The organism is Bacillus sp. 3G2, assembly GCF_044324725.1.
GTDB classification, from domain to species: Bacteria; Bacillota; Bacilli; order Bacillales; family Bacillaceae_G; genus Bacillus_A; species Bacillus_A mobilis.
Window position 1 is genome coordinate 4,398,040 of the sequence record NZ_CP172246.1, and the last position, 21,229, is coordinate 4,419,268.

Annotated in this window: 22 protein-coding genes; 6 read left to right on the top strand and 16 right to left on the bottom strand. The window is 37.2% G+C overall.

All coding sequences use genetic code 11. The annotated features are described in order from the left end of the window. Positions 1–230: 230 nt before the first annotated feature. From ACHZK0_RS22585 to ACHZK0_RS22600, 4 genes are all read right to left on the bottom strand, one after another. Positions 231–1,217 (bottom strand): class I SAM-dependent methyltransferase, encoded by a 987-nt coding sequence (locus tag ACHZK0_RS22585; RefSeq protein WP_000084362.1) that lies wholly within the window; start codon positions 1,215–1,217, stop codon positions 231–233. A 199-nt stretch (positions 1,218–1,416) separates the two neighbouring features. Continuing rightward, the gene (gene tpx / locus ACHZK0_RS22590) at positions 1,417–1,917 is read right to left on the bottom strand and encodes a thiol peroxidase (RefSeq protein WP_000024525.1); all 501 of its coding nucleotides are present in this window, start codon (positions 1,915–1,917) and stop codon (positions 1,417–1,419) included. A gap of 134 nt (positions 1,918–2,051) precedes the next feature. Further along, positions 2,052–2,444, bottom strand: a complete 393-nt coding sequence (gene ytfJ, locus ACHZK0_RS22595; RefSeq protein WP_063260710.1) for a GerW family sporulation protein — start codon at positions 2,442–2,444, stop codon at positions 2,052–2,054. A 12-nt stretch (positions 2,445–2,456) separates the two neighbouring features. Further along, complete coding sequence (locus ACHZK0_RS22600; RefSeq protein ID WP_395760886.1) at positions 2,457–3,095, bottom strand: DUF2953 domain-containing protein; 639 nt, start codon at positions 3,093–3,095, stop codon at positions 2,457–2,459. Between the two features lie 205 nt (positions 3,096–3,300). Between ACHZK0_RS22600 and ACHZK0_RS22605 the strand changes: the two genes are divergently transcribed. Further along, a complete protein-coding gene (locus ACHZK0_RS22605; protein ID WP_000785181.1) occupies positions 3,301–4,104 on the top strand; it encodes an NAD kinase in 804 nt (267 codons plus the stop codon). A gap of 313 nt (positions 4,105–4,417) precedes the next feature. After that, complete coding sequence (locus tag ACHZK0_RS22610; RefSeq protein WP_262740146.1) at positions 4,418–4,900, top strand: PH domain-containing protein; 483 nt, start codon at positions 4,418–4,420, stop codon at positions 4,898–4,900. A gap of 198 nt (positions 4,901–5,098) precedes the next feature. On the opposite strand, the gene ACHZK0_RS22615 is transcribed toward ACHZK0_RS22610, so the two are convergent. The 8 genes from ACHZK0_RS22615 to ACHZK0_RS22650 form a co-directional block, all read right to left on the bottom strand. Then, the gene (locus ACHZK0_RS22615; RefSeq protein WP_395760887.1) at positions 5,099–6,667 is read right to left on the bottom strand and encodes an amidohydrolase; all 1,569 of its coding nucleotides are present in this window, start codon (positions 6,665–6,667) and stop codon (positions 5,099–5,101) included. A 70-nt stretch (positions 6,668–6,737) separates the two neighbouring features. Beyond that, positions 6,738–7,169, bottom strand: coding sequence for a VOC family protein (locus ACHZK0_RS22620; RefSeq protein ID WP_270341870.1), 432 nt, complete (start codon positions 7,167–7,169; stop codon positions 6,738–6,740). A 103-nt stretch (positions 7,170–7,272) separates the two neighbouring features. Continuing rightward, positions 7,273–8,859: an acyl-CoA synthetase MbcS gene (mbcS, locus tag ACHZK0_RS22625; RefSeq protein ID WP_262740149.1), complete on the bottom strand. Its 1,587-nt coding sequence runs from the start codon at positions 8,857–8,859 to the stop codon at positions 7,273–7,275. 176 nt (positions 8,860–9,035) lie between these two features. Next, positions 9,036–9,230 (bottom strand): alpha/beta-type small acid-soluble spore protein, encoded by a 195-nt coding sequence (locus ACHZK0_RS22630; RefSeq protein WP_042980319.1) that lies wholly within the window; start codon positions 9,228–9,230, stop codon positions 9,036–9,038. Positions 9,231–9,310: 80 nt separating this feature from the next. Further along, complete coding sequence (gene thiI / locus ACHZK0_RS22635) at positions 9,311–10,525, bottom strand: tRNA uracil 4-sulfurtransferase ThiI (protein WP_000989279.1); 1,215 nt, start codon at positions 10,523–10,525, stop codon at positions 9,311–9,313. Between the two features lie 6 nt (positions 10,526–10,531). Next, positions 10,532–11,674: a cysteine desulfurase family protein gene (locus ACHZK0_RS22640; RefSeq protein ID WP_063260703.1), complete on the bottom strand. Its 1,143-nt coding sequence runs from the start codon at positions 11,672–11,674 to the stop codon at positions 10,532–10,534. Between the two features lie 168 nt (positions 11,675–11,842). Further along, the gene (ezrA, locus tag ACHZK0_RS22645; protein WP_262740151.1) at positions 11,843–13,555 is read right to left on the bottom strand and encodes a septation ring formation regulator EzrA; all 1,713 of its coding nucleotides are present in this window, start codon (positions 13,553–13,555) and stop codon (positions 11,843–11,845) included. 208 nt (positions 13,556–13,763) lie between these two features. After that, positions 13,764–14,606 (bottom strand): LysR family transcriptional regulator, encoded by an 843-nt coding sequence (locus tag ACHZK0_RS22650; protein ID WP_395760888.1) that lies wholly within the window; start codon positions 14,604–14,606, stop codon positions 13,764–13,766. Between the two features lie 124 nt (positions 14,607–14,730). Here ACHZK0_RS22650 and ACHZK0_RS22655 point away from each other — a divergent pair, with 124 nt between their 5' ends. Further along, positions 14,731–15,675, top strand: coding sequence for a DMT family transporter (locus ACHZK0_RS22655; protein ID WP_395760889.1), 945 nt, complete (start codon positions 14,731–14,733; stop codon positions 15,673–15,675). Between the two features lie 11 nt (positions 15,676–15,686). Here ACHZK0_RS22655 and refZ read toward each other — a convergent pair whose 3' ends face one another. Beyond that, on the bottom strand, positions 15,687–16,325 hold the full coding sequence (refZ, locus tag ACHZK0_RS22660) for a forespore capture DNA-binding protein RefZ (protein WP_061679867.1): 639 nt from the start codon (positions 16,323–16,325) through the stop codon (positions 15,687–15,689). 147 nt (positions 16,326–16,472) lie between these two features. Here refZ and ACHZK0_RS22665 point away from each other — a divergent pair, with 147 nt between their 5' ends. Further along, positions 16,473–16,952 (top strand): GAF domain-containing protein, encoded by a 480-nt coding sequence (locus ACHZK0_RS22665; protein WP_262740154.1) that lies wholly within the window; start codon positions 16,473–16,475, stop codon positions 16,950–16,952. 62 nt (positions 16,953–17,014) lie between these two features. On the opposite strand, the gene megL is transcribed toward ACHZK0_RS22665, so the two are convergent. Beyond that, complete coding sequence (gene megL, locus ACHZK0_RS22670) at positions 17,015–18,190, bottom strand: methionine gamma-lyase (protein WP_071724304.1); 1,176 nt, start codon at positions 18,188–18,190, stop codon at positions 17,015–17,017. A 400-nt stretch (positions 18,191–18,590) separates the two neighbouring features. Between megL and rpsD the strand changes: the two genes are divergently transcribed. Further along, positions 18,591–19,193, top strand: a complete 603-nt coding sequence (gene rpsD, locus ACHZK0_RS22675) for a 30S ribosomal protein S4 (RefSeq protein ID WP_000135322.1) — start codon at positions 18,591–18,593, stop codon at positions 19,191–19,193. A gap of 54 nt (positions 19,194–19,247) precedes the next feature. On the opposite strand, the gene ACHZK0_RS22680 is transcribed toward rpsD, so the two are convergent. Beyond that, positions 19,248–19,376, bottom strand: a complete 129-nt coding sequence (locus tag ACHZK0_RS22680; RefSeq protein WP_000050944.1) for a hypothetical protein — start codon at positions 19,374–19,376, stop codon at positions 19,248–19,250. A 150-nt stretch (positions 19,377–19,526) separates the two neighbouring features. Between ACHZK0_RS22680 and ACHZK0_RS22685 the strand changes: the two genes are divergently transcribed. Beyond that, the gene (locus ACHZK0_RS22685; protein ID WP_270341855.1) at positions 19,527–19,829 is read left to right on the top strand and encodes a YjdJ family protein; all 303 of its coding nucleotides are present in this window, start codon (positions 19,527–19,529) and stop codon (positions 19,827–19,829) included. A gap of 79 nt (positions 19,830–19,908) precedes the next feature. On the opposite strand, the gene tyrS is transcribed toward ACHZK0_RS22685, so the two are convergent. Continuing rightward, positions 19,909–21,165, bottom strand: a complete 1,257-nt coding sequence (gene tyrS, locus ACHZK0_RS22690; RefSeq protein ID WP_395760890.1) for a tyrosine--tRNA ligase — start codon at positions 21,163–21,165, stop codon at positions 19,909–19,911. Positions 21,166–21,229 lie beyond the last annotated feature (64 nt).

Sequence of the window (21,229 nt, forward strand, 5' to 3'; positions counted from 1 at the left end):
TTAAATTCACTACATATGAAAACGTTTCATCATTAGCAAATTTTATACTCACGATTTTAATTTAAACATCGTCCGACATATATTTCAAGTGAAAAAATTGTAACACCAAGAAAAAATATATATTACAGATTTCAAAAAAATTCAGTTAAATCTAGTATATATTTAAAAATATGACATATCATATAAAACTGTACTACATGAATTACTAACCCTGTTACATATACCTAGCCTTATTTATGCGTTGCAAACCAAGTATTTAATTGATCCATAATGTTCTCCATCGCCTTCATGTTGGAGAATTTAGGCAACTCCACTAATAACGCCTGTTTTGGCATCGTTACACTAGGGCCTTTCTTTTGAAGAACAAATATACTTTTTGCATTTTTCTCGTTTTTAAACATGGAAACAGGTAGCTGTAATAACCCTTGAATAAAACATGTTTCTTTAATAAATGCATGTAATTTTGGTGCTTGATCACTTTCAAAGATGAAGTTTGGCACTAGGAAGAATAAGTACCCGCCTTCTTTCGTATGTTTCACACTTTGTTCAATAAATAGGTGATGTGCATACGACATTCCTTCATCTGCTTTTAACTTATATTCACTTGCACCGATTTCATTTGGATAGTAACCAATCGGTAAGTCCGAAACGACTGCATCAACCGGATCGATATAAAGTGGCGCTAGTCCATCTTGATGGAAGAATTCGATTGCATGCTTTTGTAAATTCGCATTTACTAAAGCAAGTTTAATTAGCACTTCATCCACTTCTACACCAAACCCACTCATTGCTAGTCCTTCTTTGGCGCTATTAAACACTGTAGTCATTAAGTTACCTGTTCCAATTGCAGGGTCTAACACCGTAATTTCGTTTTGACCTTGCATAAATTTATGGAATAAGTAGCTCATGAACATGCCAACTGCATCAGGCGTCATTTCGTGATTCGCTTGTACGCCTTCTTTCATTCCTTTTAAAATGGCTAACTGAAATGCTTTACGAATTTCTTCACCTTTATATGTTTCTTCATTAAACGTACTATATTCACGATTCAGCCTTTCAATTGCTGACTCAGATAATTCCTCTTGTAAAATCGCTCCTTCAAACAAGTTATCACCTGTTTCTACAAGCGCCTCTAAATATGTTACATCTAATTCTTTACGTAAAACTACCGCAGAAGAATCAAAAATAGAAAATAATGTTTCTACTGTCTGACTCACGTACATTCCTCCTTCTCTCTTTTACACATAACTTATATCATACCACAAAGTGTTTTTTTCCAAAAAGAAAAAGCGACCTCCTGCAAAGAGCTCCCCTTTCAGTTATATGCGATATAACGTTTTTTCTCATATATTGGTACCGTTACGCAGCAATATATGAGAAAAAACGACCTCTTTATAAGAGGTCATTTCCTTCACATTATTTTGCAGATTTAGCTGCTTCTAATGCTGCTTCATAGTTTGGATGGCTTGTACCTTCGCTTACGTACTCTGCGTAAACTACTTTGTCGTTGCTATCTACTACGAATACTGCACGAGCAAGTAAACGAAGCTCTTTCATTACTAAGCCGTAAGCTTCACCGAATGAAAGGTCACGGTGGTCAGAAAGTGTTACAACATTTTCTAAACCGTTTGCTGCACACCAGCGTTTTTGAGCGAATGGTAAGTCAGCGCTAATTGTTAATACTTTCGCGTTTTCAATACCTGCTGCATCTTGGTTAAAACGACGTGTTTGTGCATCACACACACCTGTGTCGATTGAAGGTACAACACTAATTAATTTTACTTCGCCTTTGTATGTTTCTAAACTTACTGGAGATAAGTCGTTTGCTAATACTTGGAAGTTTGGCGCTTGATCGCCAACTTTAACTTCTGTTCCAACTAAAGTCATTGGATTACCTTTAAAAGTTACGTTTGCCACTTGAAAATCCTCCCTTATTTAAACAAAATATGTACACTGTAAATGATAGTTTGTCCCTATCGATAATGCAAATAAAATCGCTTTATTTACAAAAAAATTAAAGAAGCCAATCCATTGATCAGCTTCTTTATTCGTTAAATTTGAAATTCAGGATCGTCTTCTTTTCGCTTATCCATCATTTCCTTCACTTTATCAACAGCTTGTGGCGCTAATTCAATTATTTTATCGATGACGTGTGTTTGCTTATCTAAATGCAACACTTTTACACCGTCTCCATTTATAACAAGAAAAGCAACAGGATTAATAGAAACTCCTCCACCACTTCCCCCGCCAAATGGATGACGGCCTGCTTGTTCTTTACCAAATTCACTTCCACCAGCGGCAAAGCCGAAACTAACTTTCGAAACGGTAAGAATTACACTTCCATCTGCCGCTTTAATCGGATCACCAACAATTGTATTTACATCAGTCATTTGTTTTAAATGCTGCATTGCGGTTGTCATTAAACCTTGAATTGGATGGTCCATTCTATATCCCCCCTATGCTTGAACAGATTTTTCTGTCACACCAGATTTTTGCTTTCTCATAAACATGAGCAATTTCACCGCTGTTTTTATAGTACGGAATATACGAAAAGATGCTGTTAACTCACATCTTGACGCAAATCCTTTCCCTTGAAAAACAGGCGTAATTTCAAATTCCGGTACATCGACAATATGCATATATTGTCCTACAACTCCAGCAGCCATTCCTTTTGTCCCCCATGCATATCCAGTGACAATTCCAGTACTAGCTGCATCACCTGCACCAATTTGCGTATGCCATCTCCAACCATTGATTTTCACTCGTTTGAGAAAATCTTTAACAATAGTATGAACTTCTTGCAGCTTTTTTATCAGCTCCCCCATACTATCAAGTTGCGCTATAATTTTATTATCTAATCCGCCGTCCTCTTCAGCTTTCTCGATCTTTTGTCCTGTCTTCTTCTGTTGCTTTTCAATTCTTTCCAATACATCGAATGTATATTGAATCATCCATATTTTCACTTGAAACAAACATTGCTTTTCCATTTCTGAATATAAAAATGTCACTTTAAGCTTTATTTTCGACAATAGTATAAGCAAAATAAAAAGGAGAAGAATTATTATTCCAATTACGAGCCACTTCATACGTATCATCCTTTCACTCCATACCCATTATCGACAAGTTTATTCATCATTAAACAGAATCTCATAAGATTGAATATAAAAATTTTTCTAAAAATAAAAAGGGATTTTGACATTTTATATCGAAATATATTATTTGAACATATCGTCGGGAAACGTATTCTGATGATACGTAGCACAAAGAACAGAAAATTTAACTGCAGTGGAGGGATACATAATGGCAGATCGTCGCAATTTATTTTTCTTTTATGGTGATGACAAAGCAACGCTCGTTGAAAAAATGAAACCAATCTATCGTATTTTAGAAGAGAATGGATTTACCATATTAGATCATCCAAAAAATGCAAACGCTATCGTCAGTGTTGGAGATGATGCAACTTTCTTACAAGCCGTTCGTAAAACTGGTTTTAGAGAAGATTGCTTATACGCAGGGATTTCTACGAAAGATGAGATTTCTTTCTACTGCGATTTCCATATTGATCACGTTGATACAGCCCTTCAAGAAATTACAAAAAATGAAATTGAAGTGCGTAAATATCCAACAATTCAGGTAGATGTAGATCACAGTACATCTTTCTATTGTTTAAATGAGTTCTCATTACGTTCTAGCATCATTAAAACATTCGTTGTAGATGTTCACGTTGATGATCTATATTTCGAAACATTTAGAGGGGACGGTTTAGTTGTTTCTACCCCAACGGGAAGTACAGCTTACAATAAATCATTACATGGCGCGGTTGTTGACCCACTTATTCCGTGCTTCCAAGTAAGCGAACTAGCATCATTAAATAACAACACATACCGTACGCTCGGTTCACCATTCATTTTAAATCACGAACGTACATTAACTTTAAAACTAAAACCAGACGGTAACGATTATCCTGTTATCGGTCTGGATAATGAAGCGCTTAGCATTAAGCAAGTAGAAAAAGCTGTTGTACGCTTAAGCGATAAACAAATTAAAACAGTTAAATTGAAAAACAATTCCTTCTGGGAAAAAGTGCAGAGAACGTTTTTATAGCATGAAAAAAACCGCCGCATTATGATATTCCATAATGCGGCGGTTTTTTATTTATTTAGCGCTTTACTTGTATCCGTTTCTTTGTCCAATAATCTTTCAGGCAAATAATTTCTCCTCCTACACTTCCTCCACTTGTAACCACTCACATTTCATATCCCCCTTATTCTGAAATTGAAAATTACACAATTTACCTTTTCAAAAAAGAACTGCCATCTCTCTTTTTTATTTTTCATTCGACAAAATACGACAGCTTGTAAATAACTTATTTGCTACCATGAGATGAGCAATTTTTCATTTTAAAAGGAGATACAGTATGACTAATCCAAAATATACTAAAGTCGATGAGAGATTTGGCGTAATCGAATATCCCGTTACGCTAAATGAGATGATTGACATATCTAAAGAGTTTCCGAAAACTGAACGGAAGTTTTATCAATATGCATTTGATGCTTTAAAGAAAGTTATGAAATCACAAGAAGCAATATATTGCTTCGAAGTTGCACATCCTAAACTAACAAAAACCGGATTCATTGTTGTCGGAGAACATAATTTATACTTGGTGATGATGAAAGGCGGCTTATTTGGTGGTGCTGAAGCCGAAGTTGTGAAATACAAAGATATTAAAGAAGTGGACTTTGATATCATTGAGGGAGCGTTTGGTATTTCTCTTATGAATACGGGTATCATTTATCTAGAGATCAAAAAAATGTTTGGTACGAAAAAAAGAACTATACGAAATATTCCTGATTACAACGTTGATTCAGTATTACAAGCTATTCGTAATCAATTAAAATAAGCACTCTTAATGAGTGCTTTTATTTATTAAGTTCTATCACAAAAGCAAATATATATGTTTATCGTACTTATCCGTTATCCTTTTAATAGAAAATCTGACAAGCCTGTAATTATTACTGAAAAAACGAACTACATCATCAAACTTTCTAAAAAGAGGAAGCGCACCAACATGTATTTTCAGAGCCACTTCCTCAAACTTTCACACGTCTTTCCTATACACAATCTTCCCATCAATTACGGTCATTTCTGCTTGTACTTCTTTTATTTCTTCAGCCTCTATTTCAAAAATATTGCGATCTACTATCGTAAAGTCCGCTTCATATCCTTTTGCGATTTGTCCTCGCTTCGCTTCTTTTCCGATTGCATAGGCACTTCCTGTTGTAAATAAAGAGACAGCCTCATATACCGTTAATCTCTCTTCCGGCATATAACATATACCGTCAATAAAACTTCTGCGTGTAACAGCGCTATATATGCCTAAAAACGGATTCACTTGTTCAATTGGCGCGTCAGATCCACCATTGCAGTGTAATCCCGCTTCCAGTAACGTCTTCCAAGCGTACGCATAACGAAGACGATGCTCTCCTAGTTTTTCAATGACTGATGGAAAATCTGATGAAACAAAAACTGGTTGTATATCAATAATGGCTTGTAAGTTTTTCATTCTCTCAATCAACTCTTCACGAGCGAGCTGACAATGAATAATACGGTCGCGTAATCCTTCTGCTGGTGGATATAATTCAAGTGCATCAATGACATATTCTAGCGATAAGTCACCGATTGTATGAATCGCTACTGGCATATGTAAATCTCGTGCTTTTTTCACTAACTCCGCAAGCTCTTTGCGTGAGAAGATTGCAACTCCATTTGTTTCCTGCGCACCTTCATACGGTTCACTTAATAAAGCTGTTCTTCCGCCAAAAGAACCATCAGAAAAAATTTTCATCGCCCCAAATTCAATATAATGCTCATTTTCATATTCTTTTCGTTCATGTGCTACTTCATGGTGAACGAGTAAATGTGCTTTAAATGGCATTTCCTTTATAACATGAGAAAACGCATTGTGCGTTTTTCTAAAACCACCGTAATAATTTAAATCTTCCGTATGACCACCAACGAGACCATATTGCCAGCAGTCTTTAATCGCTGTTTGCAAAGCGCTTTGTAAATAAGCTTCATCAATTTCTGGTTGAACATGTTTAATTAATTCTTGCCCTTGTTCATATAAAAGTCCTGTTAAACTATTGGACGCATCACGGCCAATTTTTCCGCCTTTCGGGTCTTGCGTCGCTTCTGTTATGTCCGCTTCTCGCAGTATGTATGAATTCACCCATGTCACGTGACGACAAACACGTTTTAATAAAATGGGGTGTTCTCTCGAGATTTCATCTAGATCTTTCACATGAACATCTTTCGTATCTATAAAGTTATTTTCATTCCATCCTTCTCCAATAATCCAAGAACCCTTTGGAGCTTCTTCCACTCGCTTCCGCACGAAAGTCAGCACTTCGCTATAAGATGTGCAGTTTGATAAATCTAGACGGAGTAACCTCTCTCCATGCCCAATAAGATGCATATGACTATCAACGAGACCTGGAATCATCGTTTTGCCTTCTAAATCGTGCAATTTAACCGTAGCATATCGGTCTCCTAACTCTTCTTTACTCCCAACATCAACGATCATACCGTTTTCAACATAAACAGCGTCTACTTTTTCATTCTCTTCTCGCATCGTGTAAATGGTGCCGCCATACCAAATTTCTCCCATATATCCCATCTCCTTTGTTTTTATTGTATAAAAAAAAGCACCATTTCAAAACATGGTGCTTTTCTAAAAATTACTTTTGTTCAGTAGTAGACGTTGTAATTTGCCATTCAATGCTAAATTTATCTTTAAGTTGTCCGTATGCTGGGCTCCAGAACGTTTCTTGAAGTGGCATAATAACTTCTCCGCCCTCTTGTAACTTTTCGAATACTTCTTTCGCTTTTTCTGCATCACTAATTTGAATTGCAATTGTTACTTGAGATCCGATTGCATGCCCTTTACCTGGGAATGTATCAGAAATCATAAGGTCCGTATTACCAACTTTTAAAGTAGCATGTAAAACGCGCTCTTTTGCTTCAGCTGGAATCGGATATTCTGGATTTTCAGGCATGTCACCAAACGTTTGCATGACTTCTACTTTTGCATCTAACGCCTCTTTATAAAACTGTACAGCTTCTTGCCCACTACCATCTAAAACTAAGTACGGATTAATACCTAAAATCATACGGACACCTCTTTTTTTAATTTATAAAATCGAACTTATGTTCGTTTTTATAATAACATACGTTTAACATTTCATTCAACTATTTACTTCACTATTTTCAAAATTATTTTGAAGGAATCTCCATCTCTTGTTTTCTAAGTTCAATACGGCGAATTTTTCCGGAAATCGTTTTTGGTAGTTCATCTACAAATTCAATTTTACGAGGGTATTTATATGGTGCAGTGAGTTCTTTGACGTGTTGTTGAAGTATTGGAATTAATGTTTCTTCGCTCTTTTCTATATTCTCTCTTAATACGATAAATGCCTTCACGACACTTCCGCGAATTTCATCTGGACTTGCAACAACCGCACATTCTCTTACGTAGGGATGTTTTACAAGTGCATCTTCTACTTCAAACGGCCCGATTGTATAGCCAGAGCTAATAATAATATCATCACCGCGCCCTTCAAACCAGAAATAGCCGTCTTCATCTTTCTTCGCTTTATCACCGGTAATATAATAATCACCGCGGAATTGCATCGCTGTGCGTTCATCGTCTTTATAATATTGTTTAAAAAGAGCTGGTGTTTCAATGTGAACAGCAATATCACCAACTTCTCCAACTTGTACAGGAACTCCTTCTTCATTTACGATATCAACATGATTTCCAGGCGTCGGTTTTCCCATTGATCCTGGTCTAATGTCCATCCCTTTCATTGTCCCAACAAGTAATGTATTTTCCGTTTGTCCATAGCCGTCTCTTACTGTAATATTAAAGTGCTTTTGGAATGTTTCAATGACTTCTCTATTTAACGGCTCACCTGCCGATACAGCGCTATGTAACGCTTCTAAATTGTACTCACTTAAGTCTTCTACTTTTGCCATTAATCTATACTCAGTTGGCGTACAACAAAGCACATTCACCTTATTATCACCTAATAAATTTAAATACGTTTTTGGTTCAAACTTACCGTGATATACAAATCCTGTTGCTCCTGATCCTAGAGTTGCTACAAACGGACTCCAAATCCACTTTTGCCAGCCTGGACTAGCTGTTGCCCACACAACATCATTCTCTTCAATTCCGAGCCAATTTGGAGCGCTCGTACGTAAATGAGCGTATGCCCACGCATGCGTATGAACAACACCTTTTGGATTTCCTGTCGTTCCTGACGTGTAAGATAAAAAGACCATATCTTCTTTATCTGTCTTCGCCATTTCTAACAGGTCACTTTCTGTTTCTAACGCTGTTTTTAAATTAATCCATCCATCTACTGACTGCTCGCTCAGAACGAATTTTTGAAGAGACTCCATCGCTTCTATATCATCAAACTGGCCAATGTACGGCTCATAACTTACAATCGCTTTTACTTCCCCGTGCTCGATTCGATATTCAATATCTTTTTTACGTAACATTTCCGAACTTGGAATTACGACAAATCCTGCTTTAATTGCAGCGATATACGTCATGTACGCTTCAATTAAACGCGGCATCATGATAAGAAGCTTGTCCCCTTTTTGTAGACCACTCTTTATAAAAGCGTTTCCAATTTTATTCGCACCTTGCATTAACTCAGTGTATGTAACTTCTCGTCTATTCCCTTTATCATCTTGCCAAATTAAAGCAAGCTTCTCTTTATCACCTGTATATTTCTCTATTTCAGAAACTAAATTATAAGACGGCGGCGCTAACAATTCTTCTCTTTTCATACAATATCCTCCTCCATTTCTATGCCTCCCTTATATAATAAAGAATTTTCAGTTAATTTTGAACCCTCTTCTTTTGACAAATTTTTTATGTCTATGTCGAACGGAATGTATAACGATGTAAACAACAAGAAGAAAGAGCGGGAGAACCCGCTCTTTCTAAGCCATCTTATATGGGATTATTTTTGGTAACCGCCTAATTGTTGCTCAGCTAGTGAAACTAGACGTTTAGTAATTTCGCCACCAACAGAACCGTTAGCGCGAGCTGTTGCATCAGCTCCAAGTTGAACACCAAACTCTTGAGCGATTTCGTATTTCATTTGATCTAATGCTGCTTGAGCACCAGATACTGCTAATTTATTTGTGCTTGCCATGTTGTATCACCTCCTTGTGAGTATAGAGTGTGATAAACAACATGACTTCATACACGTTTTAGATATGGTAATTTATGGTTTTAGAAAAGTTCTTCGAATTTTTCTTCTTCCGCCACTACTTCTACCGTTTGTAATACCATTGTTTCTTTGTTCGCTACAGCTTCATCGATTAATGGTGTGAAATCGTATTTTGCTTCAAAACGATTCGCTTTTTCACGCTTCGGCTTCGTCGCTGGGCTTGCTGGTGTGAATACTGTACAGCAATCTTCGTACGGACGAATTGAAATATCATATGTGCCGATTTCTTCAGCAATTTTAATAATTTCTAATTTATCCATCGTAATAAGTGGACGAATAACTGGATAGTTTGTTACTTCGTTAATCGTATGCATACTATCTAATGTTTGGCTTGCTACTTGTCCAAGACTTTCACCAGTCGTGATTGCAAGTGCATTACGCTCTTCTGCGATACGCTCTGTAATACGCATCATCATACGGCGCATAACTGTCATTGAATAGCTAGATGGAATTTCTTTATTAATCGTTTTTTGCACGTCTGTAAATGGAACAAGGTGAAGCGTTACACGTTTACAGTACTTCGTTAACTCTTGTGCTAAATCGATTACTTTTTGTTTTGCACGCTCGCTTGTGAAAGGTGGACTATGGAAGTGAACTGCTTCCACAGACACACCGCGTTTCATCGTTAAGTACGTTGCTACTGGGCTGTCAATCCCACCAGAAAGAAGTACCATTACTTTTCCGCCAACGCCAACTGGTAAACCGCCAGCTCCCATATGCTCACCGCACATAATATATGTGTAACCACTGCGAATTTCTATACGTACATTCACATCTGGATTATGAACATCTACTGTGATATCCTCTGTGTTTTCTAAAATGTGCCCACCGATTTCTGGAAGTAACTCCATCGTCTTCATCGGGAAGCGTTTATCAGAACGGTGCACTGTAATTTTAAATGTTTTCACATCGCCTTTTACTTGTAAGAAAGCTGCTAATGCACCTTTTTTAATATCTTCTAATTCTGATGGTACTTTCATCGCTAAGTTAAACTTATGAATACCAAATACATCTTTCAATCTTTCAGAAATTGCTTCATGGTCTTCGCCATTTAATTGGATGTACATACGATCATGTGTTGCATCGATTTTAATATTTGGAAACTTTTTCAGTTTGAACTTTACGTTATCTTTTAATGTGCTTACAAATTTAGAACGGTTCTTACCTTTAGTCGTCATTTCTCCATAACGAACTAAAATATATTCATATGTCATCATATTCCTTTACCTCATCACTTCATGTAATTTTGGCATCGTCTCTTTCACAATACCTTCAAATTGTTTTACTTCTTCCATCGTGTTTTCTGGTGCCAAACTAATGCGAATAGCACTTGCAGCAGCGGCATGTGGTACTCCCATTGACACTAACACTCTGCTCACTTCATTTGCTTTTGAAGAACAAGCAGACTTCGTCGATACATATACACCGTGCTCTTCTAAAGCATGAACGACCACTTCTGGTTTTAAACCAACAAATGATACATTTAAAATGTGCGGTGCTGCATAGGCAAGCGACGTATTGATCGTTACATCTTCCATCTCTTTAAAGAAACGGACAAGCTCTGTTTGTAAATTGTGCAAATGAGCTATCTTTTCTTTCACTTGTTCCATTGTCATGCGAAGTGCTTTCACCATCGCTACAATGCCAGGTAAGTTTTCTGTACCAGAGCGATACTTAAGCTCTTGTTGACCACCGGATAAAATTGGATCTAACCTTACGCCATCACGCACATAAAGAAGACCCGTTCCTTTTACACTGTGGAATTTATGTCCAGATATTGAGCAAAGATCAATATGAGAAGCATATAAATCAAGCGGTACTTTTCCTATCCCTTGTACATGGTCCACATGGAATCTTATTTTCGGATAGTTCGATAATAACGTTCCAATTTCAGCAACAGGCTGAATTGCTCCAGTCTCGTTGTTCACGTGAATAATTGACACAAGAATCGTATCTTCACGAAGTGCTCGTTTCACATCCTCTACCGATACAACACCATGCTCATTAACCGGTAAATATGTTACATCAAAACCGAGATCTTCTAATTGTTTATATGCTTCAAACACAGACGCGTGTTCAATATTTGTTGTAATAATATGTTTACCGCGCGAACGATTCCTCATCGCTATTCCTTTAATCGCAAGGTTATTCCCTTCCGTTCCACCTGATGTGAAAATAATCTCAGAAGGTTTAACGTGAAGAAGCTGCGCTGCAATCGTTCTTGATTGTGTTAATAGACGCTCTGCCTCTCCTCCAAGCGAATGAATAGAAGAAGGATTCCCAAAATATTTTCCAGCAACCGTTACGTACGATTGAAGAGCTTCTGGATATGGCTTCGTCGTCGCACTATTATCAAAATAGATCATCGTTCTTCCCCTTTCAGCGCTGTCACATCATATAATCATATCACAAATACGTGTCATTACGCTAAGACTACTAAAAGGTTCCGTTATATTTTAATACGAATAACCTTACTGTATTCCGCTATTCATTATAGCAACATCGCCTGCAAAATTACACAAAAAAACAAACCCTTATGAAAGGGTTTGTTCATTGTCTACATATTCAGCTATTTTTTGAACAACGCCAGGTTCAAGTTGCTCTAGTACAGAAGCCGCTTGTTCTAAAGCTGCATCGTATTGATATTCACGGAATAATTTCTCCGCATAATTTAAGCTCTCTGCAAGGTTCTCATCATGACTGCGGTAACGATTACCGTATTGAATTAATTTTTCAACTAAATACGCTTGTCCAATTAACTCTTCTGTCATTTCAGCTACCCCATTAACAGTTGTGTACGCTTCTTCTAAACTGCTATTTACAGCGTTCATATTTAACGGCTTCACTTCTAACTGTTCATATACAGCTTGCATTGCCATTTGTCCTCTTTTTAAATCTTCCATAATGCTTTCTGGAAGACCTGGCAAATTCGACTTTTGCATAAAACGTTTCGTTTCAAAAATGATATTTCGCATTTCTTGCAACTTCTCACGCGCTTCAAATTCCTCTTTACGCATCGTTTGCAGCATTTCTTTATATTCTGCATGAAGTACTTTCAATGTCTCACATTGCTCATAAACCTCTTCTAGTTCTTCACGAATAATAGAGAAGGCAATATCTTGTTCCGCAACGCGTAATTGCAGCATTTCAAAACGTTTCGTTAAAATATGCATTTGCTTTTCAATTACTTTTTGAGACTCAATGTCCTTATCTTGTAACTGATAACTTTGTTTCACAAGTTGTGTTTCTGCTTTTGTTTCAATCGTTTCAGTGCGAATTTCTTCTAAGTCTTCATAAACAGAAAGTGTTTTTTGCTCCACATAATGTCTCGCATGTACTTCTTGTTCTAGTTGATCATAGAAGCCATCTAAACGCGTTTTTAAGTTTTCTACTTTTTCAGATGCTTCCGTTATATGAAGCTCCTGTATATCCATTAAACATGTGTGTAGTTGTGTCGTCATATCGCGAACTTCTTTAGGGATTTCCAAATACTCTAATACATAACCTTGTCTTACCATATCATTATGTCCGTGTAATAAGTCTTCCAGCTGAACTGGTAACGTCGCTTGACACTCTACCAATAAATCTGGAATTTGGTGAATAATGATTTCTAAGCTTGCCAAACCTTCTTCTAAACTAATAACAATTTCTCTCGCTTTTAAATAGTCACCATTATCTGTTGCCTCTTCAAAGCTTTTAAATTTATTAGATTCAGCATCTAGCATCTCTTCGATTTTCTGCTCTGCTGCTCCATACATATGTCTATGAGCAAGAACACTCTTCTTCATGCTACGATATGTATCACGTAACCCTTCAATTTCCGAGCTATTTTTTTCATGGCTTTCTAACAATTGCTGTAATTCATTTAAAATATCTGTAATACGATTATCAGCGTCATCTAAACCACTTATGGATTCATTCATCGCATGCTTTGCTTTTCGGAAGGAGAATTGCGAGGCGAATTTTCGCGCTTGCGCTAAATCTTTGTCAGCTTTCGGAAGGGTTGTTGATACAATTTCATCCCATTCTTCACGCCATTTACCAAACAGTTCTTCTGTTTGACCCGTCATGTTTAAATCTTTCACCCGTTTTAGTTCATCTGCCACAGGTTTATCTTTTATCTCTTGTTTCCACTGCTCAAGTGCTTCAATATCTTTATATGAACGATTTCTTATCACAAGCTCTATCATGAGCAGCACTAGAATAGAGCTTACTACAATGATAACGATCGTCAGGATAGAATCCATGCAAAAAAGCCTCCTAGTTATATCTCTTTTTTTGTCCGTTCCGTTTATGAAATGGAAGGCATTATGTATAAAAAGGGAATTCCCCTATATTTAACAACTAACAATGTACTAATCATACCATGTAATGGCTTGTTTTTGACCTAGTTTTTTTTTAAAATTTCATGTTTCTTTCAATGCAATTGTAATCTTTCTCAATCTTCTGTTTGGATTATCTCCCATCATCAAATGATTGTAATAACAGGTTCTCTTTCATATGGGATACGAAATAAATTTTGCGTGCAAGTGGTGGTTCAATAGAAATCGCATGCACATTCCCTTGCTTTACTGCTTGCTTTACTGACATTTCTGGAAGTAACGTAATGCCAAGTCCAGCTCCAACCATCGCAAGCATCGGTTCTGCATAAGAAGTTTCAAATGCAATGATTGGTTTCGCACCTATCCCCTGAAACATATTCGTAATCATTTTCCTTACATCACAGATTTCCGGATATACGATTAACTTTTCATTTTGCAAATCTTCCATTCGGATCACTGTTTTCTCTTTATAAAGATGATCATTTGAAACGACACAAACAATTTTTTCTTCTCGCATTTCTTTTATACACGTAGCGCCTTCTACTACTGAATCGACGAACATCGCTTCAATTTTCCGTTCTTTAAAGAGTCCCATTAGTACTTTCGTGTGCTCAATTTTCCATTCTACTTCGAATCCTTCACCTAATACATCTTTACATTTTGATATGTAATGAGCTGCTAAACTGGGCAATATACCTATAGAAATTTTCCGCTTCTCTTGAAAAGTCTTCATTTCGGCTTTCACTTCATATATGTGTTTCAAAATCGGTAACATTCTTGTTATAAATAACTCTCCAGCCTCTGTTAACTCCACTCCTTGCGCAGAACGCTTCAGTAAAGTAACCTCTAAATCCGCTTCTAATCTTTGAATTTGCTTACTAAGCGCCGGTTGAGAAATATGTAAAAGTTTACTCGCCTTCGATAAGCTTCGCGTATTCTTTACTTCAATAAACGATCGTACTGCCTCCAAATCCATCGTACACACCTCTAACAAAAAGTTATAACTGTCATAAAAAATCGATATTTCCTTCTATAAACAATTACTCTTTATACTTATTTCATCAACTTACTATAACGAAATATAAAGGGGAATGAAACTCTTGAACAAAAAACAAATGCTACTCGGATCCCTCCTATGCCTTCTTGCCGTAACGGCTTGGGGATTTATGTTTCCTGTCATGGCAAATGCCCTACAGTTTATCGATCCGTTCTTCTTCACAACTATCCGGTACGGATCAGCAGCTATAATTTTTCTTATTTTGTTATTCATTACTGAAGGAAAAACTTCACTACGCTTAGAAAAAAGAACATTTTCGTTATTCTTTTACGGAACAGTCGGCTTCGCTGGATACGGTTTTCTCGTTTTTTACGGTCAACAACTTGCCGGACCTTCTGGAGCCATCCATGCCGCGATGATTCAGTCCCTTATGCCGCTTATCGCTTTATTATTGCAGTGGCTAACAAAAAATAAACGTCCACAAAACTACACATTCCTTTGTATGTTCGTTGCACTATTCGGTGTTATGCTTGTCATTTCAAAAGGAAATATTCACTTATTATTTGGAGCTGCCAGTCACCTCTCAACAAATATACTTATGCTATGCGGCGTTACTTGCTGGGTCATTTACACGAACGGCGGTGCTCGTTTTCAATCTTGGTCACCACTCAGGTATACGACGTTAACTTGTTTATTCGGCTCGATTTCACTCATCGTTATCGTCACTTTCTTCACTTACACAAACGTCATTACTGTACCGTCGTTACGTACAATTATGAACGTTCGTTTTGAACTCTTGTATATGTCGATTATTGCAGGTGTTATCGCTGTATTTTGCTGGAACACAGGAAATCGCTATATTTCATCTATTAACGGCATATTATTTATGAATTTAGTTCCTGTACTTGCACTTATCGGTTCCATCTTTCAAGGTTATACGGTCGACAAAATCGAAATTTCCGGAGCGGCTTTAACAATTATCGCGCTATTATGCAACAATGTATGGCAAAGAAAAGAAAGCACAAAAATCCCCACCTCAGTTCGTTAGGTGGGGATTTTTCACATATGAACAGCTCTTGGCCATTCCTGATACATATTCGTTATACATAATGTTTGTTCCATCCATTGTTCAATTTCCTTCGTGTACATTTCTATGAAAAATGTCTCCGACGGAAAAGAATGCAGCACTTCTGATATATATTGCGGATATAAAAACGGCATATTCATCATGCCTTTTAATTGCGTCATAAACATTGTAAAAGATACCTTCTTAAACTCTCGTTTCATTTGTCCTTGCTTTATGATTTGCTCTATATAATATCTTTCTTTAGAAAAATAAATGGTCATCACTTCGCGAATTAATGTCGTATCCAGTGAAAGCTCTCGGTAGAAGAAACGTGTCAGTTCCCTATTTTCAAATTGATATCGTAAAATCCCACGCACCATTTGCACCATTACATCTTTAGCCGACAAATACTCTCTCTGTTCAAAGGACGTTTCAATCACATGAATATACCCTTCTAAAAAATCCGTAATAAGCTGCTCTAATAGGCCTTGCTTTCCAGCAAAATAATATGAAATATTCGCTACATTCACATCCGCTCGCTTTGCAATGTCTCGCACCGACGTTCCATCATAACCTTTCGTGTTAAACAACGATATTGCCGCATCAATTACTTTTTGTTTCGTCTGTTTCATGCGCTCACTTCCTCTCACTGAACAGCTATAGTTTAAATTTCTTGACTTTTAAGACAAATTCCTTTAATTTTCTATCGACAAAGTCATGTGAAATACATCGTATTTTGCTAATATTTTACACATCTCGATAAAAAAGGGGCTGTTTCCATGTTTACTAAAGAAAGTTATGCAGGATCTCGCGTGCAGCAATACGAGACAGTAATTAAACAACTGGATGCATTATTAACTGGCGAAGCGAACGTAGTCGCAAACTTATCAAATGCGTCCGCATTATTAAACCAATTTTTAGATCGTGTGAATTGGGTTGGCTTTTATGTAACAGAAGGAAATCAGCTTGTTCTTGGACCATTCCAAGGAATGCCTGCTTGCGTGCGCATTCCATTTGGACGAGGCGTTTGCGGCGTTGCAGCTGAAACGAAAACAACGCAGCTTGTAGCAGACGTTCACCAATTCCCAGGACATATCGCTTGCGATAGTGCTTCGAATTCAGAAATCGTTGTACCGATTGTGAAAGAAGAAACTGTCATTGGTGTACTTGATATTGATAGCCCTGAAAAAAATCGTTTTGATGAAGTAGATCAGCGCTATTTAGAAAAATTTGTGGAAACACTCTTAAAACATATTTAAAAAAGAAAAGAGCGAGTTATCGATTGCGTACATCACGTACGAAACCGATAGCTCACTCTTTTTTATTGATTCACAGTAGATATTTTCTTTAACGCCTGCTCTAAATCAGAAACGATATCTTCCCATGATTCTAAACCGACAGATAAACGTATTAAATTATCGTAAATACCCATTTCTTGTCTTAACTCAGCTGGAATCGCAGCGTGCGTCATCGTTGCCGGATGCTGAATTAACGTTTCTGTATCCCCTAAACTTACGGCAATTGTAATAAAATGAAGGTCATTGATAAACGCTTGCGTCTCTTCTTTTCCGCCTTTTACTGAAAAAGAAATCACACCGCCGCCCCGTTTCATTTGGCGAGATGCTAACTCACCTTCTGGATACCAAACACCTTCTACCGCATCATGATTTTTCAGAAACGATACAATTTTTTCTGCATTATCACAATGACGATCCATTCTTACCGCTAACGTCTTTAATCCACGTAACAATAACCATGCATCAAACGGCGCCATAATACCGCCGATATCTTTTCGCATCGGGCGAATTTTTTCAGCTAACGCTTTCGTTTTACAAATCGTTACACCCGCCACTACATCGCCATGACCGCCAATATATTTTGTCGCACTATGCACAACAGCGTCACAACCAAGCTCAAGCGGTCTTTGTAAATAAGGTGAACAAAACGTATTATCAACAACGACAAGTAAGCCATTTCGCTTTGCAACCCGAATCACTTGTTTTAAATCGATTAATTTCATCGTTGGATTAATCGGTGTTTCAACGAAGATAACCTTTGTATTTGGACGGATTTTATTTTCGACATCATCCTCTGTCTCCATATCACAAAACGAATGCGTAATCATGAATTTCTCTTCTAATACTTCTAAAAAACCGTACGTGCACCCATATAATCCATTTGAACAAATAATATGATCTCCAGCTTTTAGAAAACCAATTAACGTTGCGGAAATAGCTGCCATACCGGATCCGAAGGCAAGAGCTTCTTCTCCTCCTTCTAACACCGCCATACGTTCTTCAAATAATTTTACGGTTGGATTTCCAAGTCTTGAGTAAATATAAGACGGATCCACTCCCGCAAAACTCGCCTCCCCTTGCTGCGCAGTCTCAAATGTAAATGTAGACGTTTGAAATAACGGTGGTGTCAAACTTCCTTTATGTTCCTCAGATGTATAACCGTGATGAATTAACGCTGTCTCCATATGCTTCTTTTTCATAAAAACATCCCCTTTTATGTTTTTATTTCCGCATGTTCACCAACAAAAATTTGATGAATGTTTTTTACTACATTTTATGTAAGCGTTTTATTTGTGTTTCTATCACTTCTTTTATATCGTTTTAAATTCCTTCTTGTTAATTTCCAAAATTTATATGCATAAAACAAAAACGTACTCGCTTGACGAAACTCTGGGTAAAAGATATAATAGCGTTTGTGTAAAATAAAAAGGCAGCCTTGTAATGTGAGTTTATCGTTTGTATTTTGTTCCTCTACGGAGGTGTATCTCGTAACTCCCTGCTGCTGGAGCGAAGGTACATGAAAACAAAATGCCCGTAAATATCGATTACGTCTGTTTTTATTTTACGTAAATAAAAACATTTTTAAAGGAGGAGTCAACTATGGCTCGTTATACAGGTCCAGCTTGGAAACTGTCTCGTCGTCTTGGAATCTCTCTAAGCGGCACAGGAAAAGAATTAGAAAAACGCCCTTACGCACCAGGTCCTCACGGTCCTAACCAACGTAAGAAACTTTCAGAATACGGTTTACAATTACAAGAGAAACAAAAACTTCGTCACATGTACGGCATGACTGAGCGTCAATTCCGTCGCACATTTGACCAAGCAGGTAAAATGCCTGGTAAGCACGGCGAAAACTTCATGATCCTTCTTGAAGCTCGTCTTGACAACTTAGTTTACCGTATGGGCTTAGCTCGCACTCGTCGTGCAGCTCGCCAATTAGTAAACCACGGTCACATCACAGTTGATGGATCTCGCGTAGATATCCCATCTTACCGTGTAAAACCTGGTCAAACTATCAGCGTTCGCGAAAAATCTAACAGCCTTGTTGTTGTTAAAGAAGCGATCGAAGTTAACAACTTCGTACCAGAATACTTAACTTTCGATGCTGATAAATTAGAAGCTACTTACACTCGTCACGCTGAGCGTTCTGAGTTAGCAGCTGAAATCAACGAAGCATTAATCGTAGAGTTCTACTCTCGTTAATGACAAAAAGCCAATCCTCTGGATTGGCTTTTTTCGTTTATATATAAAATAAAGTTATTTATTTTCCTCTTTTTGAACGTATACATAAGCATCTTTCTGCTCTTTATGTACATCCACCTTCGAATTCTCTGCAAGCTGACCCGCGTTTAGCAAAGAAAAAATAATGAGCGCTTCTAGTGACATTTTGTTTTACCACTCCTTTCTAGTTGTTATACATTTATCATACCGCTTACATGTGATTTCCGTATGAACTCGAAAAGGAGATTACAACAAAAAGGTTACAGGAATATGAATGCACGCTATAATAACCATTAAATAGGAGGTCGATTCATTTTGACAATAAATCAAATGGTTCAATTAGGTAGTGCATGTATGTTCTTTATTACTTCCGCGCTTATTAATTGGTATCAGGGAAGTAATTTAATAGATGATCCTGATGAATGGAAATATAGCGCTAAATTTACGAATTACTTTAAAGGCACCGTTTCAGATTACGAAGATATTTATCAAATCGATTTCTTTATATATGCAGCAAAATTTTATCCAACAGCATTTATTGTTATGCTCATTAGCTTACTTTATATGCTCGTATTAATTCTTCATATTCTATTTACAAGAACTCGTGAGGCAATCTAAATTTATACATAAAAAAACCCGAATCATAAACTTTTCAGCCTACAATTCGGGGTACTATTTGTTTTATATTCGTTTCTGATTAGTAACGAATTAAGAAATATTTCTTTTTACCGCGGCGAATGATTGTGAATTTACCTTCGATGCGGTCGTTTTCTGTTACAACGTAGTCTAATGCTTGTGTACGTTCACCGTTTACGTAGATTGCACCGTTCGTTACATCTTCACGTGCTTGACGTTTTGATGGAGAGATTTTGCTTTCTACAAGTAAGTCGATTAATACTGTATCTTCTGCAGTACGTTCTACAGATGGTACGTCTTTGAATCCTTGCTCGATTTCGCTTGCAGTCAGTTCTGCTACAGAACCGCTGAATAATGCAGCTGAAATTTTAATCGCTTGCTCTAATGCTTCTTCGCCGTGAACAAGTTTTGTCATTTCAGCACCTAATGCTTTTTGTGCTGCACGTTTTTCTGGTGCTTCAGCTACTTGCTTTTCAAGCTCAAGAATTTCTTCATGAGATAAGAATGTGAAGTATTTTAAGTATTTAACAACGTCACGGTCATCTGTGTTAATCCAGAATTGGTAGAACTCGTAAGGAGTTGTTTTCTCTGGGTCTAACCAAATTGCGCCGCCTTCTGTTTTACCAAACTTCGTACCGTCAGATTTTGTAACTAGTGGAATTGTTAAACCGAACGCTTTCGCATCTCCTTCTGATTTACGGATTAATTCAAGACCAGCTGTAATGTTACCCCATTGGTCACTACCACCGATTTGCAAGCGGCAATTATGGTTTTGGTATAAGTTTAAGAAGTCGTATGATTGTAAAATCATATAACTAAACTCAGTGAATGAAATACCAGTATCTAAACGAGATGCTACTGTATCTTTTGCTAACATATAGTTTAAACCGAAGTTTTTACCGATATCGCGTAAGAATGAAATGACATCTAAGTTACCAAGCCAATCATAGTTATTAGCCATCGTTGCTGGGTTGTCCACGTTTTCAAACTCTAAGAAGTTTGAAAGTTGGTTTTTAATGCTTTCTGTGTAGTAAGCAACTGTATCTTTCGTATTTAATGTACGCTCTGCTTTTTTACCACTTGGGTCACCGATCATACCAGTACCACCGCCAACAAGTGCGATTGGTTGGTGACCAGCTAATTGGAAACGACGTAACATTAATACTGGTAACATATGACCGATGTGTAAGCTATCCGCTGTCGGATCGAAACCACAGTATAATTTAACGCTTTCTTTTTCTAATAATTGCTCAAGTCCCTCAGCATCTGTTTGCTGATTAATTAAACCGCGAAATTCAAGATCTTGTAAAATACCCATATCCTACATACTCTCCTTTAAGTTCATTACTGGCGTGAAGGTTGAAAACATAAAAAAATCGCCC